The sequence below is a fragment of the Blautia coccoides genome, from assembly GCF_034355335.1.
Lineage (GTDB): Bacteria > Bacillota > Clostridia > Lachnospirales > Lachnospiraceae > Blautia > Blautia producta.
The window spans coordinates 3705547-3720099 of the sequence record NZ_CP136422.1; the positions used below are offsets into that span (position 1 = coordinate 3705547).

The following is a 14553-nucleotide window of genomic DNA, read 5'->3' on the forward strand; positions in this document are numbered from 1 at the left end:
CAACTATGTAATATTCACAAAAAAACTACCATGAATTTTATGCATTAAGTCAATTGAATTCGCGTAATCCGAGGAAAGCTCCCAGGTTTCCCCTTTTTCCCTTACTGGCCCTGTGGGAGAACAAAAACTGAGGATTACAGCAGGTACAGATTCCCGGATATGAAATATGCTCAGCAAGGATGCCTGCCTCCGCAAATATCAGTGCATTGGCTGCCCAGAGATCCAGAAGATACTTGCCATGGCCTTTCTCTTTCAGGATTTTCCCATGCTCTGAAGCCGGAAATGCCCTCATAAACTGTTCTGCCACGTCCTCGCTGACCTCATAGCATTCCTGGCAGATAGAAGGCCCTATGGCCGCCAGAATATCCTTTGGTCTGCATCCGTATTCCCTCTGCATTGTCTCTACAGTAACCTTTCCTATCCTGCCCACAGTTCCTTTCCAACCGGAATGAGACAGGCCGATGACCCGCTTTTCAGGGTCCACAAAATATAAGGGAACGCAGTCCGCATAAAATGTGGCCAGCACCAGGCCCGGCACATCGGTCACAAGTCCGTCAACGTCTGTATAATCCCTTGGGACTACAATTCCTTTTCCACGGTCAGTCTCAGTGACTACACGCACGTTTGTGGTATGTGTCTGGTCAGAACAGACGATCTGTTCCGGAAAAAAGCCCACAGCCCCGGCAAACCTTCTGTAGTTTTCCCTCACATTCTCCTCAAGATCACCTCTGGAAAAGCTCAGATTCATGGACATGCAGTCCCCCCGGCTCACTCCGCCAAGTCTGGTGGAAAATCCGTGTATGATACCTGGGATCTGTTCAAAAACCGGGTACGTCAGGTAAGGGACACCGCTGGCTTCGCGGACATTCATGCGGCTTTTTGTACCGGTCTTCCATTTGATCTCTATATTTTCGCCTGTATCCGTTTTCATTTCCCCTCTCTCCCTTCTTTAATATATATGTTCTATGTATGATAAGAAAACGCGTCCTTGATAAGTGCCGTGTCATCCGGTGTGATCCCCACCACATCAAATCTGCAGGGCGTATCCTCTGACATTCCTCTTTTCATAAGATAAAACAGCGCCGTCTGACATATCCGGCGCTGTTTTCTGTTATCCACTGCAAGAAACGGACCGCCGCAGTCAGAATTTTCCCTGAATTTCACTTCAACAAAACAAAGGTACTCCTGATCCATAGCGATCAGATCTATCTCCCCTTTCCGGCATCGAAAATTTTTCTCCAGGATCCGGTATCCCTGCTGCTCCAGAAACAAAGCCGCCTTCTCTTCATACCGGGTCCCGGTTTCTCTTGTGGAATTTTTCATATGCTGTCATCCTCAGTCTACGAAATTCTTGATAAAAGTAGCTCGGTGGATGGGAGACGGGCCGTATTTCCTAATGGCTTCTATATGAGACGCAGCCCCATATCCCTTGTGGGAGGCAAACCCGTATTCCGGCATCACTTTATCATACTCTTTCATGAGCCTGTCCCTGGTCACCTTGGCTACAATGCTGGCAGCCGCAATAGAAATGCTCTTGGCATCCCCCTTTATAATAGGAACCTGGGGAATATCCATCCGGGGTATGGTCACCGCGTCGTTCAAAAGGATCTGAGGGCGGACCGTGAGTTTGGAAACCGCCTCCCGCATAGCTTCATATGTAGCCTGCAGAATATTGATCTCATCAATTCTGGCAGGTCCTGCATAGCCCACACCCACGCTGACTGCGTTTTCCATGATCACTTCATACAGCTCTTCCCGCTTTTTCTCTGAGAGCTGCTTGGAATCATTTAAATAGAGGAGACTGCAGTCCTTTGGAAGGATTACGGCTCCCGCAACCACGGGGCCGGCAAGAGGGCCTCTCCCGGCTTCATCAATTCCGCAGACATAGCCCAAATGCTCATACTGATACTCATAGGCTTTCATCTTCTCTATACGTGCCCGCTCCGTCTCCAGCCTTTCCCGGCGCTTTTCGACCTTTTCGATCAGAGCCCGTACGCCTTTCCGCTCATCTTCCAGATAAACACGGCAAAGAGCATCCAGCTCTGTCTCTGCCGCATTCTGAAACTCTGCACGGATTTCCTGAATACTTTTCATCTTTTGTCTCATCCTTTGCTTCACACTTACCGTTCAGCATCTCACAGATGCCTCTCACATCACAAGAAGTGCTGAACTGCCGTGCAGTATATTCTACTGCGGGTTTCAAACCTGTTCCAGCGTAATTCTGCCGATTTTTCCGTTTCGGAACTCCTCCAGCAGAATATTGGACGCCTTTCCATAGTCAAGTTCGCTGCCCTTCTGCAGACAATTTCTGTTTACAGCAATAGCCTCCAGCATTTTTACACGGTCATCGGATTCCTCCACATCATAGCGCTCCTTTAAGATACCTTCATAATATTTATGGAGATATCCCAACAGCTCCAGGGAGAGTTCCTCCAGGTTCAGGATCTCATCCTTTATAGAGCCAACCATGGCTAGCTTCGCGCCTACGCTCTGGTCCTCAAATTTTGGCCAGAGAATCCCCGGTGTGTCGAGAAGCTCCACATTTTTGTTGATGCGGATCCACTGTTTTCCTTTTGTCACACCCGGCTTATTTCCCGTTTTGGTACAGGCTTTTCCTGCAAAAGAGTTGATAAATGTGGATTTTCCCACATTGGGGATACCCACCACCATGGCTCTGATGGGACGGTTTTTAATTCCTCTTCGCTTGTCTCTCTCGATTTTTTCCTTACAGGCTTCCATGATAACAGGAAGTACCTGGCGGATGCCTGCTCCGCTCTTGGAATTTGCCTTTACCACACAGAATCCTTTGTCCATAAAATACTGTGTCCACTTTTCATTCTGCCTCTCATCCGCCAGATCCGATTTATTCAGCAGGATCAGCCGGGCTTTGTTTTTGCCCAGCTCATCAATGTCAGGATTTCTGCTGGAGACAGGGATTCTGGCATCCACCACCTCAATGATCAGATCGATCAGCTTTATATTCTCCTGCATCATACGTTTTGCTTTCGTCATATGTCCAGGATACCATTGATAATTCATATTTGTTCCTCTCTGTCTGTCAGCTCTTGATAAAACCAAATTTTCCAAAGGGGAAAACACGCAGCCATATTTTGCCCACTATATATTTCTGTTTTACATTTTCCACCTCTGCAAAACGGCTGTCTTCGCTGTTGTTCCGGTTGTCGCCAAGTACAAAATATTCATTTTTCCCCAGTGTGATCTGCGTCTCTGCCAAACCCGGATTACTGATCTTGGGGAAATCTTTCTTTTCCATATAGGTCTCCCCATTGATCAGGATCAGCCCGTCTTTGATCTGCACCGTTTCCCCCGGCAGGCCGATGACCCGCTTTACATGCATACTGGAGTGCTCCTTGGCATCCTTCTTAAAGGCGATGATATCACCTCTCTTGGGTTCTCCCAGCTTGTACGACACTTTATTGATCAATACCTTGTCCCCTGTAGCCAGAGTAGGCTCCATACCGCCCTCCTGCATGACAATGGTCTGGCAGAAGAAAATGGACACCACTGCAGCCAATACAAGGACAACTGCTATCTCGAATGCCCATAAAAGCAGCGGACGCATCCTGCCGTCTTTGGAAAACTCCGGTCCTTTACTTTCTTTTTTCTTCATGGCAGCATCCTCTTATCCATTTAGAAACAGGGACATATACATAAGTATGTGTCCCTGTTTCTATACATTATTAATTATTTTACTAATTCTTTTACCTTAGCTGCTTTACCAACGCGCTGTCTTAAGTAGTTCAGTTTCGCACGTCTTACTTTACCGCGTCTGATAACTTCCACTCTTTCTACATTCGGGGAATGCAGAGGCCATGTCTTCTCAACGCCGATTCCGTTGGAATTCTTTCTTACAGTGAAGGTCTCGCGATTACTTCCGCCCTGTTTTTTCAGCACAACGCCTTCAAAAATCTGGATTCTCTCGCGGTTACCCTCTTTGATCTTACCGTGTACTCTTACGGTATCTCCCACATTGAACTGCGGAACTTCTGCTTTCATCTGAGCAGCTTCGATGTTTTTAATAATTTCGTTCATGATTTTTCTCCTTATACTCTGGATGTTCTTAATGCAGTAAGCAACAGAGGACCATCTCTTTTTTACAACGAGTATAATTATACTATGAACGGCTGGAGATTGCAAGCAGTTTTTTCTATTATATTCTGTAATCGATAACAGTTCGTTACTCTTCACAGTCACTGTCCCGGGAGGTGTTTTTATAGACCTGCGCATGAAATTACCGAGACAGCCGCCGTCCTGCCGGGTGTCTTTATGCCTGCCTGTAATTTCCTCTTACCTTCCGTTTTCCACAGCTTTTTTAGTAAAAAAGTGAAAGAAAATGCTGAAGCAGAGATATCCCAAAGCTGTTCCCAACGCATTCGTGATCACATCATCTGTCTGGGCATATCCCCTTTTTGTGATAAACTGGATACACTCAATGAAGAGGCTGAGTATACAGCCCGCTCCGAAAGTGCGCCCAAATCGCCTCATTTTCACAGACACTGCCGGCAGCAACACTCCAAACGGTATAAACAGCAGAACATTTTCAAGGACAAACGCATCCCCCCGTGGGCCGCTGCCCAGTGTACTAAGGGGAATCCAGTCAATTCCACCCCTGCTTCCCGGCTCTCTTGACAAGAAGGTAATAAACAGCAGCATACTAAGGTAACCTGCCATGGCAGCGGTTCCCAGGCAGCCTTTGATCCGCTTTCCATTCTCTCCCCGTACTTTTACTGCCAAAGCAGAAAAAATCCCAACCGCCAGAAATGCAGCAAGCCCGGCAAAAAAATATTTCCCCACATCTGCCACATCCTGTATCACACAGCGAATCAACTGTTCTGCATACTGTCCCAATTTTAGGTACTCCTATTCTGTCAGTGTCTCACCAAAGCGTCCTTTTTCTGCAGTTTTCAGAATGTGTTTCCCTTCCGCTATACCAGGTATTTTCCATCCAGTACATCTTTCAGATAAGCACCGTACTCATTCTTTTTCAAAATTTCATATGCTTCCAGAACCTTTTCACGGGAGATCCATTTGTTATGGTAAGCGATCTCCTCCAGGCAGGCGATTTTTCTGTGCTGGTGGTCTTCCATAGTCTTTACAAAGTTAGTCGCCTCCACCAGTGACTCATGTGTCCCTGTATCCAGCCAGGTGAATCCCTGTCCCAGAAGTTCCACATTTAATGCATTCTGCTCCAGATAGATCCTGTTCAAGTCTGTGATCTCCAGCTCTCCCCTTGCAGAAGGCTTCAAATTCTTGGCATATTCTACCACTTTGTTGTCATAGAAATACAGACCTGTCACACAGTAATTGGATTTTGGCTGCGCCGGTTTTTCTTCAATGGAAACTGCCTTTCCGTCATTGTCAAATTCCACAATTCCGAACCGCTCCGGATCGTCCACATAATAGCCGAACACCGTAGCGCCTTCTGTGCGGGAAGCGGCAGCACACAGCCTCTTTTTCAGACCATGTCCGTAGAAAATGTTATCGCCCAGGATCATAGCAACCCCGTCATTTCCGATAAAGTCCTCACCGATGACAAATGCCTGCGCCAGTCCGTCCGGACTTGGCTGTACTGCGTAAGACAGCTCAATACCGAACTGATGTCCATCGCCTAAAAGAGCCTCAAATCTGGGAGTATCCTCCGGCGTAGATATGATCAGGATCTCACGGATCCCCGCTTCCATAAGTACGGACAGCGGATAATAGATCATGGGTTTGTCATATATAGGTAAAAGCTGTTTTGATGTCACCTTGGTCAGTGGATACAGTCTTGTTCCTGATCCGCCTGCTAAAATAATTCCCTTCATACTCTGTACCTCTGTTTCTTCCTGTATTTTAAATTTTCCGTTAAAAGATGCGTGAATACCGTTTTTTATTTCCAGTGTCAGTATTCCTCCTCTTTTGCTGCATATTTAACTGCGCCTTCACAGTTACAAGCAAAAATCCACACAGAACCGCCGTCTATAGGATTTTTGCCTGACTGCTGAAGGTTTTCTTACGGCCGGCGCAGTAAATGGGCAGACCAATAGTTACCTTATATTATTAATTATCATGAAGCAGCTTCTGCAGTTCTTCTGTCTGCAGGTAACGGGCCAGTGCATCCTGCCATGCGGGAAGGCGGTTAAAGCCATTGGCCTCCAGCTTATCTTTGCTCATCCGGCTGTTATGAGGCCTTTTTGCCTTTGCCGGAAATTCCTCAGAACTTACAGGATGTACCTTTACATTCATTCCTGCCTGACGGAATATTTCAGAGGCAAAATCAAACCAACTGCAGAGGCCTTCATTGGTTGCATGATAGAAGCCGTACTTTTCAGTTTCTATCATATCCACAAGAAGAACAGCTAAATCATAGGTATAAGTGGGAGATCCGATCTGGTCTTCCACCACATTGATATCCGTATGGTTCTTGCCCAGATTCAGCATAGTCTTAATAAAGTTCTTACCGTTCACGCCAAATACCCAGGCAATCCTCACAATAAAGAATTTTTCCACATTGTCTGTAACTGCCACTTCGCCCTCATATTTGGTCTGTCCATATACATTTAAAGGCTCTCTCTCATCATCCGGTTCCCAGGGTCTTGTTCCCTCGCCGTCAAACACATAGTCTGTGCTGATATACATCATTTTCAGTCCAAGTTCCCGGCAAACCTTCGCAATGTTCTCTGTGCCGTATGCATTCACTTTCCGGCAGACCTCTATGTTATCCTCGGCGGCATCGACCGCAGTATAAGCGGCACAGTGGACAACAGCTTCCACATCTGCCTCCCCAATCACTTTTCTGCATGCCTGGGGATCTGTAATATCCATCTCCTCTACATCAACACCAACGCCCACGTGGCCTCTCTTAGCCAATTCATTCATTACGTCGTGTCCCAACTGTCCTTTTACACCTGTCACTAAAACTCTCATAACCTTCATCCTTTCTCTTCCCGCAATTGTCTGGTATCCTGGCAATTGCGGATAAAATCTATTTCCTGCAAATAAAAATCCCCGCTTCCTTTGTGATGGAAATGCCTCCATCTCTCCGGATCTTTTCTTCCAAAAACTTTTTAAACTCTCTCTGCCTGGGATACAGAAGCTCACTCTGATTCCCATGACAGGATAAAATATAGTCGAGCAGCGGCTCCGGCTTGTCCACCCGCAGACTGTCTTCATACATGCGTTTCTCCACTGAGGAGAAATACGGCTCCAACAGTTTCTGCCCGTTTTCCAGACCGAACAGCTTATACAGAGCCACTTCCGACAGAGAAATCCTTGGGTCAAACTCCTGCACCAGCTCAGTAATCTCATGCATATGGCCTGTTCCGTATGTGCTGCAGTAAAACTCTCCGTCTCCGCTTAAAACACGGCTAATCTCTTCCAGCGCTTTTGCCATATTCTGCACATAGAATAGCACATGATTGGCTGCCACCCGCTGAAAGTGACCATCAGGAAAAGGCAGCTCCTGACAATCCAGGACTCTGAAATCAAAAAACTTTTTTCTTTCTCTGCCAATATTCACCGCCGCGTCATGTACCATTCCTCCCGACGCATCGGATAAGCAGATATATTTCCCCTGGAGTATATTGTCGGGAACCTGTTTCCAAAGTTCTCCATTGCCGCATCCCACTTCTAAAAGATTCTGCACTCCGGTAAAATCAATCTGTTCATACAGCCAGGGAAACCATCCTTTTGGGTTAGTAGAATACTGCTCATGGAGGGCGATACGGATATTCAGGTTGGCTCCGTTTTTATACTGCTCCACCAGCGTTTTCTCCATATCTGTGAGATGGATCAGATTCAGGATTTCATTCCAGTCGATCTGATTTGTCTGCTGGACAATCTGCATGGTATTCTGGAGTGCATGCTCCATCTGGTTCATATTCTCCATTTTCTTCTGCACCAGATCGATCTGCATTTTCAAAGATTGCAGAATGTCGGAACTGGTGTCATGGATGGTCATATTGGAGATTTCTTTTAAAGAAAATCCCAGATACTTCAGGGAGAGAATTTTCTGCAGTTTTAGAAAATCCTCATCAGAATACATACGGTATCCCGATTCATTGACAAAGCTGGGTTTTAAAAGCCCTTTATTATCATAATATCGGATCGTCCTGATCGTCACATGTGCCATACGGGCAAATTCTCCGGTGGTATAATAATGCGCCATAGAATCCCTCCATTCTGCCTCTGCTTACAGACTGCGGTCCGCTCGGTGACCACAGATATCCCTTCTTATGCCAGACGTTCTCCGTACATACTGTCAAAATAATTGGAATACTCGCCGCTTAATATGTGTTTCCACCAGTCTTCATTATCCAGATACCACTGGATGGTCTGGGCGATTCCTGTATCGAAATTATACTGCGGTTTCCATCCAAGCTCTGTTTCCAGTTTAGTGGGATCAATGGCATATCTCATGTCATGTCCCGGACGGTCTTTTACATATTTGATCAGACTTTCCGGTTTGTTCAGGGCTTTGAGGATGGTCTGTACCACCTGAAGATTGGTCCGCTCATTGTGGCCGCCCACATTATAAACCTCACCGACTCTGCCCTTATGGATGATCAGGTCAATGGCCTCACAGTGATCTGATACATGCAGCCAGTCTCTCACATTTTCACCGTTTCCGTATACCGGCAGCTCTTCATCTGCCAGCGCACGGCTGATCATCAGCGGAATCAGTTTTTCCGGAAAATGATATGGTCCATAGTTGTTGGAGCATCTGGATATGGTCACCGGCAAACCAAAAGTTCTGTAATAGGCAAGTACAAAGAGGTCCGCGCTGGCCTTTGAGGATGAATACGGGCTTGAAGTGTGTATAGGTGTCTCCTCTGTAAAGAACAGATCCGGTCTGTCAAGAGGCAGATCTCCATAAACCTCATCTGTGGAAACCTGATGGTAACGCTTTACACCATATTTTTTGGAAGCATCCAGAAGCACTCTCGTTCCCATAACGTTTGTCTGAACGAAAATTCCCGGGTCTTCTATAGAACGGTCCACATGGCTCTCCGCCGCAAAGTTCACTACAATGTCAAATTTCTCTTTCTCAAAAAGATCCATAATAAACGGTTCATCCGCAATATCACCTTTGACAAATTTATAATTTGGTTTATCTTCTACTGGTTTCAAAGTCTCCAGATTGCCGGCATAGGTGAGCAGATCCAAATTCACAATCTCATAATCCGGGTATTTATTCACCATATGATGTACAAAGTTTCCTCCGATAAAACCGGCACCGCCTGTTACTAATACTTTCATATAGTATTCTCCTTTACTTTTTCTCTGATAAGGTTACTATAAAGGGTGACGTAAGGTCACTGTCAAGGATTTTTTTACATTTTGTTAAAAACAAAGGTTCTATAATGAATGTTGGGGTATGTGAATAACGTATTTTCAACATTCATTTTTTGTTATAAAATAAAAGAAGCCTCCCCAAAATGCCGGTCATCCAAAACTAACATTTTAAAGGAGGTTTCAAAAATGCACTCTAATTGTACCAAAAATCTCTTAGATTTAGAAGGGGTTATAATAAAAAAAGTTGTGCATGCGGATCATTATGTAAAGATTTTTATTCAAACAGATCCTTCCTTACAGACTTGTCCTGAGTGCGGCAACCAAACCAAACGCATTCATGATTATCGGTATCAAAAGATTAAGGATCTACCGTTCCAAATGAAACATACATATTTAATACTTAAGAAAAGGCGATATGTCTGTAAATGCGGTAAACGATTTATGGAGAAATATCATTTTCTACCTTCCTATCAACGGCAGACTTTACGTTTATCCTACAAGATAATTGACCTACTTAGAAATCTTGTGAGTATAAAGTCCGTTGCAGATACAACAAATGTTTCAGTTAACACCGTTACCCGACTTTTGGACACCATTAATTATTCTACACCCTCTCTTCCAGAGTGTATATCAATTGATGAATTTAAGGGTAATACAGACGCCGGAAAGTACCAATGTATTCTTTTAGATGCCAAGAAACACCGTATTCTTGATATCCTACCGGACAGAACGCAGAGCCATTTGATTTCCTATTTCAGAGAAACAAACCGAGCTGAGCGCCACCGTGTGAAGTTCTTTGTCTGTGATATGTGGCAGCCCTACGTAGACTTAGCAAGAGCTTACTTCCCTAATGCCACAATCATTATAGACAAATATCATTTCATCCGGTATGTAACTTGGGCAATTGAAAATGTGAGGAAAAGGCTCCAGAAAACAATGCCTGTAAACCTCAGAAGATACTATAAACGCAGCCGAAAGTTAATTCTTACTCGATATGCTAAGCTTAAGGATGAAAACAAGAAAGCGTGCGATCTTATGCTACTTTATAACGATGACTTGAGATTGGCTCATACTCTTAAGGAATGGTTTTATGAGATATGCCAGAGCGAGAAGTACTCCTATCAGCGAACAGCTTTCTGGGAGTGGGTTAAGTCTGCAGAGAAATCAGGAATACCCGAGTTTGAGAACTGTGCAAAAACTTATAGAAACTGGTCAGAAGGTATTTTAAATGCTTTTAAATACAAATATACAAATGGTCCTACTGAAGGTTACAATAATAAAATCAAGGTGCTAAAAAGACTATCTTTCGGAATACGTAACTTTAATAGATTCCGTACAAGAATTATACACTGCTCTATCTAAAAAACGGACGACTGGCAAGAGGCTTATTTGGCATGCCCAAAAACATGAATTATAGACCCAAACATTAAAATGGCCCTAAATGTAGTAAAGGAGCGGGATTCAAAGAATCCCACCCCAACTATTGACATAGAGCCAAAACAAAAAAAGAACCCAAGCTTTCGCCCGGGTTCTTAAGCATTATAAATTATGCTTCTCTTCTTTTTTTGTATGTAACAGCCATTCCAGCTACTGCAATAACAGCTACGATACCTGTCCACATCATAACGTTTGTTTCACCTGTTTTAGGAGATGTGGATGCTTTTGCTGCTGCATCTTTGTCAACAACAAATGCTACAGGAGACAGAGATGTGAAGGTAGCAGTAATTGTACCAGCACCAGCTTTCGCTTCTACTTTCTCCCAAGCGCTTCCGTTGTAGTGCAGAACTGCAACAGAAGAACCTTCTACAACACCAGGAACTTCAAATGTGATGGTTACAGGGAAAGTTGTTCCGTCCGGAACAGAAATTTCTTTAACATCTACAACCTGCATACCTTCTTTGAAGTCTGCGCCGAGAACCTCTTTCAGAGTTTCCTCTTTCTTAATGTTCTCAACTGCTGCTTTGTGCTCTTCAGAGATCGCTTTGAATTCAACAGTAACAGCGTTACCGTTAGCATCTGTAGCGGCCTGAGCTTTGGTTACAACACCTGTAACCTGTACACTTGGCTGTGCGAATACTGCAACGGCTGAACTAACAGTCATAACAGCTGCGCACACTAAAGCAATGAGTTTCTTCATGATAAAATCCTCCTTTTGTTTCTTCTTGCTTTATTACATTTAACAAGCTTGAAGTTATTATAACACTACTTTCGTAATTTGTAAAACATTTCTATCAATAATTTTTGTAATTTTTCACCATTTGCATCAAATTCTTCCTGCTCTTCCCCCACAACCGCCTCCAAGGGGATATATTGTGTTCCAGCAGTTCCGCACTACCATATGTGCATGTTCAGGATAAATTTTCCTATTTTTCACCCTATTTATAATGGACTATAGCAAACAAGCTGTCTGAATAAAATCAAAAACAGACTCATATAAACACCTTTATCATAACACCGGTTTATTCAAGACTGACCTCTCCTGTTTTCCGAAAAGCCGTCTGTGACAACTGTAGAATATTTTGAATAAGAGGGATGTTCTTATTTCTTCAAAATATGTTTTCAGTATGTCTGTCCGCTGATAAACGTGAAGATTTGCGCACTTAGTCAAGGATAGCTTACTTTTAACGACAAGGACAAAAATAAACCCGCAATCCCTTTTTATTACCGGGATCACGGGTTTGTACACTTGTTCTTCCTGCGAAAATCAGGTTACAACACTACTTTCGCAGTTTATAAAACATTTCTATCAATATTTTTTGCAATTTTTCATCATCCACATGAAATTCCTCATGCTCTTCCCCTGCCACAGCTTCCCCGGGAACATACTCTGTCCCGCTGTCATCAAGCTGATAACGCGCTAAATTATTGATCTGATCTGCGCTCAAATCGGTCACAAGATAGGGCTTGATCACAGGATAAAACGCCTCATAATAATCACCGGCCGCACCGACTTTATTCCGAAGAGCTGATATTAAAGCCGGAATATATTGTACCTGTCTCTGCATACGGCCATTATTACTGCCCTGCTGGTCAATATCCCTGTAGCGTACATACTTTTCTGCCTGTGCTCCGGTCAATTTCACGGTCTCGCCTTTTACGAATGCAGGATCAATAACCGTATAATCCTCCGGTATGGTGATTTCGACTCCACCGACAGCATCGTTCATGGTACTTATGGCATCAATATTCAAAGATACATATCCGTCAATAGGAAGATCAAAAAGCAGTTCTGAAACAGTCTTTTTCATAGCCCAGCAGCTGCTCTGCTCCGCATTTCCGTAGGCATACTGGGTGGCAAGCTGTGCATTGACGGAGGTATAATAATTACCGTTTGCATCATATATATCAATATCTGTCATAGAATCCCTGGAAACCTGCAAAATACGCGCTGTCTGTGATTCCTTATCAAGAGATATGATCATAATACAGTCTGCCTGACCTGCCACTCCCGGAGTATCCTTTAAAGTGACTGTCTCTTTTTTATCCACACCCATGAACAAAATATTGGTAAGTTTTTTATTATACACATATTTTTGACCATCGTAAGTAATGGTATCGTCACCGGCCTGAGAAACCGACGCCGCTGTACTTTTCTTCATATTCTCGGTAACTGCCTTGGCCCTGCTGTTATTCTTTACAACATATAAGGCAACCGCCGCGATCAAAAGCAAAAGGATAACAACCGCCAGAATCACAACCAGTCTCTTTTTTTCTTTACTTTTCATCAATCAATACCGCCTCTACAAGAAACCGCTGGTCATTATTTCCGTTGCAGGTTGACATTGTGATAATCCTGTCAGCTGTTGTGACCGGTATATCGGTGTTGATATAAGACGCCATATTTCTCACCTGGCTGAGGGAATCAAGATATGCCTGATACTGCTCATCCTGGGCAAAATCAAAGGCCACCATAATATGTCTGCTGTCATAAGTAACTGCTGCAAAGATCTTATAGGTAAAAATATGTTCCGGTGTATAAATATACACCTCGGAATGCTCATCCATATAAGCGCTGTCCTTATAATCCTTCAGACTGCCAAACATGGTATTGTCCTTCATATTATGTCCATAAATCACTGTATTTTTGTCTGTAAAATCCTTTTTATTGAGGGATTCTGTATAAATAGATCCCGGCAGTCCCTCAGCCCCTTCTATGGTGTGATCCAGATAATAAGCATCATCTTCAGGACGCTGCACGATGGGGTAATCTACCTCTGTACCCGGAATCCTTATCCACGCATAAATTTCAGGGTTCATTTCCTGCAGTCCGGCAAAGTCAATGGGAATATCCACAGGTTCTGCTTCAGGCTCTTCTGGTACTGCCTGCACCGGTTCTTGCTTTGGTTCCTCTTTAACTTCCGGCTCTTCTGTCTTATTGTTTTCTTTCAGCTTATCGTAAACCTCTTCTTTCTTTTGCTGGCTTACGTAGTAATATACAGCAAAAGCCGCTGCTGCCAGGAATATGATCAAAAAAACCCAGAACCATTTACTTCTTCTTTTCTTTTCCATTGTCTGCCTCTTTCAGTTTGCGAAGCTCATCTTTCTTCTTATCTTTACCTTTCACGTAAGGAACAATAGCCAGTGTGGAAAGACCAAGATATTTCTCAACATCTTCTTCTGTCTTGATATTGTCGTTGATGATAAACCTCACGGTAAGCACTCCGCATACAAGCAGGATACCCAGTAAAATACCGATCGCGGTATTTTTCAGAAGGCTGGGGCTGACCGGCTTTTCTGCAACTTCCGCGCTCTCTACAGTTGTCGGCGGGTCAGATTTCATAATGGATGCCATTCTGTCTGCAGTCTCCTCAGCGACTGCATTGGCAATGATGCAGGCATCTGCCGGATTCTCATCTATGGCTTTCACTTCCAGGATTCGTGTACCGGATTTATTCACCACCGTGAGAACATCCAGGATTTCTTTTCTGGAAAATGTTTTATCCTCTTCCTCCTGTATACGCTCTATAGCGGCATCAATAACAGGCTTACTGGTGGCGATCACCTCAAAGTCGGCCGTCAACTCACTGCCGATCTGAATATCTGCCAGGGATGTAACGCTTGTTGTCTTATTCAAAATATAAAGCTGAGCCTTTGATTCATACTTAGGCGTGATGAGAAGCGCTGTACCGCCTAACGCGATCACTCCGCCCATAATTGCACAAATGCCGATTAGCCACCATTTGCGCAGCAGTACATGGAATAGGGCACCTAAATCAATCTCAATTTCGTCATCGTATTCTTTATTATTCATTTTGTTCC

Annotated in this window: 16 protein-coding genes; 1 reads left to right on the forward strand and 15 read right to left on the reverse strand. The window is 44.1% G+C overall.

Going from position 1 to position 14553, the window contains the following annotated elements:
• Positions 1 to 49: 49 nt before the first annotated feature.
• From pgeF to rfbB, 11 genes are all read right to left on the reverse strand, one after another.
• Positions 50 to 931, reverse strand: coding sequence for a peptidoglycan editing factor PgeF (pgeF, locus tag BLCOC_RS16645; RefSeq protein WP_115622814.1), 882 nt, complete (start codon positions 929 to 931; stop codon positions 50 to 52).
• A 32-nt stretch (positions 932 to 963) separates the two neighbouring features.
• The gene (locus BLCOC_RS16650) at positions 964 to 1323 is read right to left on the reverse strand and encodes a YraN family protein (protein WP_115622815.1); all 360 of its coding nucleotides are present in this window, start codon (positions 1321 to 1323) and stop codon (positions 964 to 966) included.
• A gap of 12 nt (positions 1324 to 1335) precedes the next feature.
• Positions 1336 to 2094, reverse strand: coding sequence for a ribonuclease HII (locus tag BLCOC_RS16655; RefSeq protein ID WP_115622816.1), 759 nt, complete (start codon positions 2092 to 2094; stop codon positions 1336 to 1338).
• 105 nt (positions 2095 to 2199) lie between these two features.
• Entirely contained in the window at positions 2200 to 3039 is an 840-nt protein-coding gene (gene ylqF / locus BLCOC_RS16660; protein WP_018597529.1) for a ribosome biogenesis GTPase YlqF, read from the reverse strand.
• A 19-nt stretch (positions 3040 to 3058) separates the two neighbouring features.
• The gene (lepB, locus tag BLCOC_RS16665) at positions 3059 to 3631 is read right to left on the reverse strand and encodes a signal peptidase I (RefSeq protein ID WP_029468693.1); all 573 of its coding nucleotides are present in this window, start codon (positions 3629 to 3631) and stop codon (positions 3059 to 3061) included.
• 74 nt (positions 3632 to 3705) lie between these two features.
• Complete coding sequence (rplS, locus tag BLCOC_RS16670) at positions 3706 to 4053, reverse strand: 50S ribosomal protein L19 (RefSeq protein ID WP_018597527.1); 348 nt, start codon at positions 4051 to 4053, stop codon at positions 3706 to 3708.
• Positions 4054 to 4308: 255 nt separating this feature from the next.
• Complete coding sequence (locus BLCOC_RS16675) at positions 4309 to 4869, reverse strand: VanZ family protein (protein ID WP_115622817.1); 561 nt, start codon at positions 4867 to 4869, stop codon at positions 4309 to 4311.
• Positions 4870 to 4946: 77 nt separating this feature from the next.
• Positions 4947 to 5825 carry a glucose-1-phosphate thymidylyltransferase RfbA gene (gene rfbA / locus BLCOC_RS16680; RefSeq protein WP_029468691.1) on the reverse strand — a complete coding sequence of 293 codons (879 nt, stop codon included), beginning with the start codon at positions 5823 to 5825 and terminating at the stop codon, positions 4947 to 4949.
• A gap of 235 nt (positions 5826 to 6060) precedes the next feature.
• Positions 6061 to 6927 (reverse strand): dTDP-4-dehydrorhamnose reductase, encoded by an 867-nt coding sequence (gene rfbD / locus BLCOC_RS16685; RefSeq protein WP_044911739.1) that lies wholly within the window; start codon positions 6925 to 6927, stop codon positions 6061 to 6063.
• Positions 6928 to 6985: 58 nt separating this feature from the next.
• The gene (locus BLCOC_RS16690) at positions 6986 to 8167 is read right to left on the reverse strand and encodes a MerR family transcriptional regulator (RefSeq protein ID WP_115622818.1); all 1182 of its coding nucleotides are present in this window, start codon (positions 8165 to 8167) and stop codon (positions 6986 to 6988) included.
• 65 nt (positions 8168 to 8232) lie between these two features.
• On the reverse strand, positions 8233 to 9258 hold the full coding sequence (gene rfbB / locus BLCOC_RS16695) for a dTDP-glucose 4,6-dehydratase (RefSeq protein WP_029468688.1): 1026 nt from the start codon (positions 9256 to 9258) through the stop codon (positions 8233 to 8235).
• 222 nt (positions 9259 to 9480) lie between these two features.
• Here rfbB and BLCOC_RS16700 point away from each other — a divergent pair, with 222 nt between their 5' ends.
• The gene (locus BLCOC_RS16700; protein WP_115622724.1) at positions 9481 to 10656 is read left to right on the forward strand and encodes an ISL3 family transposase; all 1176 of its coding nucleotides are present in this window, start codon (positions 9481 to 9483) and stop codon (positions 10654 to 10656) included.
• 184 nt (positions 10657 to 10840) lie between these two features.
• Here BLCOC_RS16700 and BLCOC_RS16705 read toward each other — a convergent pair whose 3' ends face one another.
• From BLCOC_RS16705 to BLCOC_RS16720, 4 genes are all read right to left on the reverse strand, one after another.
• On the reverse strand, positions 10841 to 11431 hold the full coding sequence (locus BLCOC_RS16705) for an LPXTG cell wall anchor domain-containing protein (RefSeq protein ID WP_226826896.1): 591 nt from the start codon (positions 11429 to 11431) through the stop codon (positions 10841 to 10843).
• Positions 11432 to 12011: 580 nt separating this feature from the next.
• Entirely contained in the window at positions 12012 to 13019 is a 1008-nt protein-coding gene (locus BLCOC_RS16710) for an LCP family protein (protein ID WP_115622820.1), read from the reverse strand.
• The gene (gene srtB / locus BLCOC_RS16715) at positions 13009 to 13803 is read right to left on the reverse strand and encodes a class B sortase (RefSeq protein ID WP_115622821.1); all 795 of its coding nucleotides are present in this window, start codon (positions 13801 to 13803) and stop codon (positions 13009 to 13011) included. The genes BLCOC_RS16710 and srtB overlap by 11 nt, the downstream gene beginning before the upstream one ends.
• Complete coding sequence (locus BLCOC_RS16720) at positions 13781 to 14545, reverse strand: YveK family protein (RefSeq protein WP_029468683.1); 765 nt, start codon at positions 14543 to 14545, stop codon at positions 13781 to 13783. Before BLCOC_RS16720 ends, srtB begins: the two co-directional genes overlap by 23 nt.
• Between the last annotated feature and the right edge of the window lie 8 nt (positions 14546 to 14553).

Excerpts from the sequence above, each read along its gene's own strand:
- rfbD (WP_044911739.1), bottom strand. The coding sequence starts at position 6,927 with ATGAGAGTTTTAGTGACAGGTGTAAAAGGACAGTTGGGACACGACGTA.
- rplS (WP_018597527.1), bottom strand. The coding sequence starts at position 4,053 with ATGAACGAAATTATTAAAAACATCGAAGCTGCTCAGATGAAAGCAGAA.
- pgeF (WP_115622814.1), bottom strand. The coding sequence starts at position 931 with ATGAAAACGGATACAGGCGAAAATATAGAGATCAAATGGAAGACCGGT.
- ylqF (WP_018597529.1), bottom strand. The coding sequence starts at position 3,039 with ATGAATTATCAATGGTATCCTGGACATATGACGAAAGCAAAACGTATG.
- srtB (WP_115622821.1), bottom strand. The coding sequence starts at position 13,803 with ATGGAAAAGAAAAGAAGAAGTAAATGGTTCTGGGTTTTTTTGATCATA.
- BLCOC_RS16690 (WP_115622818.1), bottom strand. The coding sequence starts at position 8,167 with ATGGCGCATTATTATACCACCGGAGAATTTGCCCGTATGGCACATGTG.
- rfbB (WP_029468688.1), bottom strand. The coding sequence starts at position 9,258 with ATGAAAGTATTAGTAACAGGCGGTGCCGGTTTTATCGGAGGAAACTTT.
- BLCOC_RS16700 (WP_115622724.1), top strand. The coding sequence starts at position 9,481 with ATGCACTCTAATTGTACCAAAAATCTCTTAGATTTAGAAGGGGTTATA.
- rfbA (WP_029468691.1), bottom strand. The coding sequence starts at position 5,825 with ATGAAGGGAATTATTTTAGCAGGCGGATCAGGAACAAGACTGTATCCA.
- BLCOC_RS16650 (WP_115622815.1), bottom strand. The coding sequence starts at position 1,323 with ATGAAAAATTCCACAAGAGAAACCGGGACCCGGTATGAAGAGAAGGCG.
- BLCOC_RS16705 (WP_226826896.1), bottom strand. The coding sequence starts at position 11,431 with ATGAAGAAACTCATTGCTTTAGTGTGCGCAGCTGTTATGACTGTTAGT.
- BLCOC_RS16655 (WP_115622816.1), bottom strand. The coding sequence starts at position 2,094 with ATGAAAAGTATTCAGGAAATCCGTGCAGAGTTTCAGAATGCGGCAGAG.
- BLCOC_RS16710 (WP_115622820.1), bottom strand. The coding sequence starts at position 13,019 with ATGAAAAGTAAAGAAAAAAAGAGACTGGTTGTGATTCTGGCGGTTGTT.
- BLCOC_RS16720 (WP_029468683.1), bottom strand. The coding sequence starts at position 14,545 with ATGAATAATAAAGAATACGATGACGAAATTGAGATTGATTTAGGTGCC.
- lepB (WP_029468693.1), bottom strand. The coding sequence starts at position 3,631 with ATGAAGAAAAAAGAAAGTAAAGGACCGGAGTTTTCCAAAGACGGCAGG.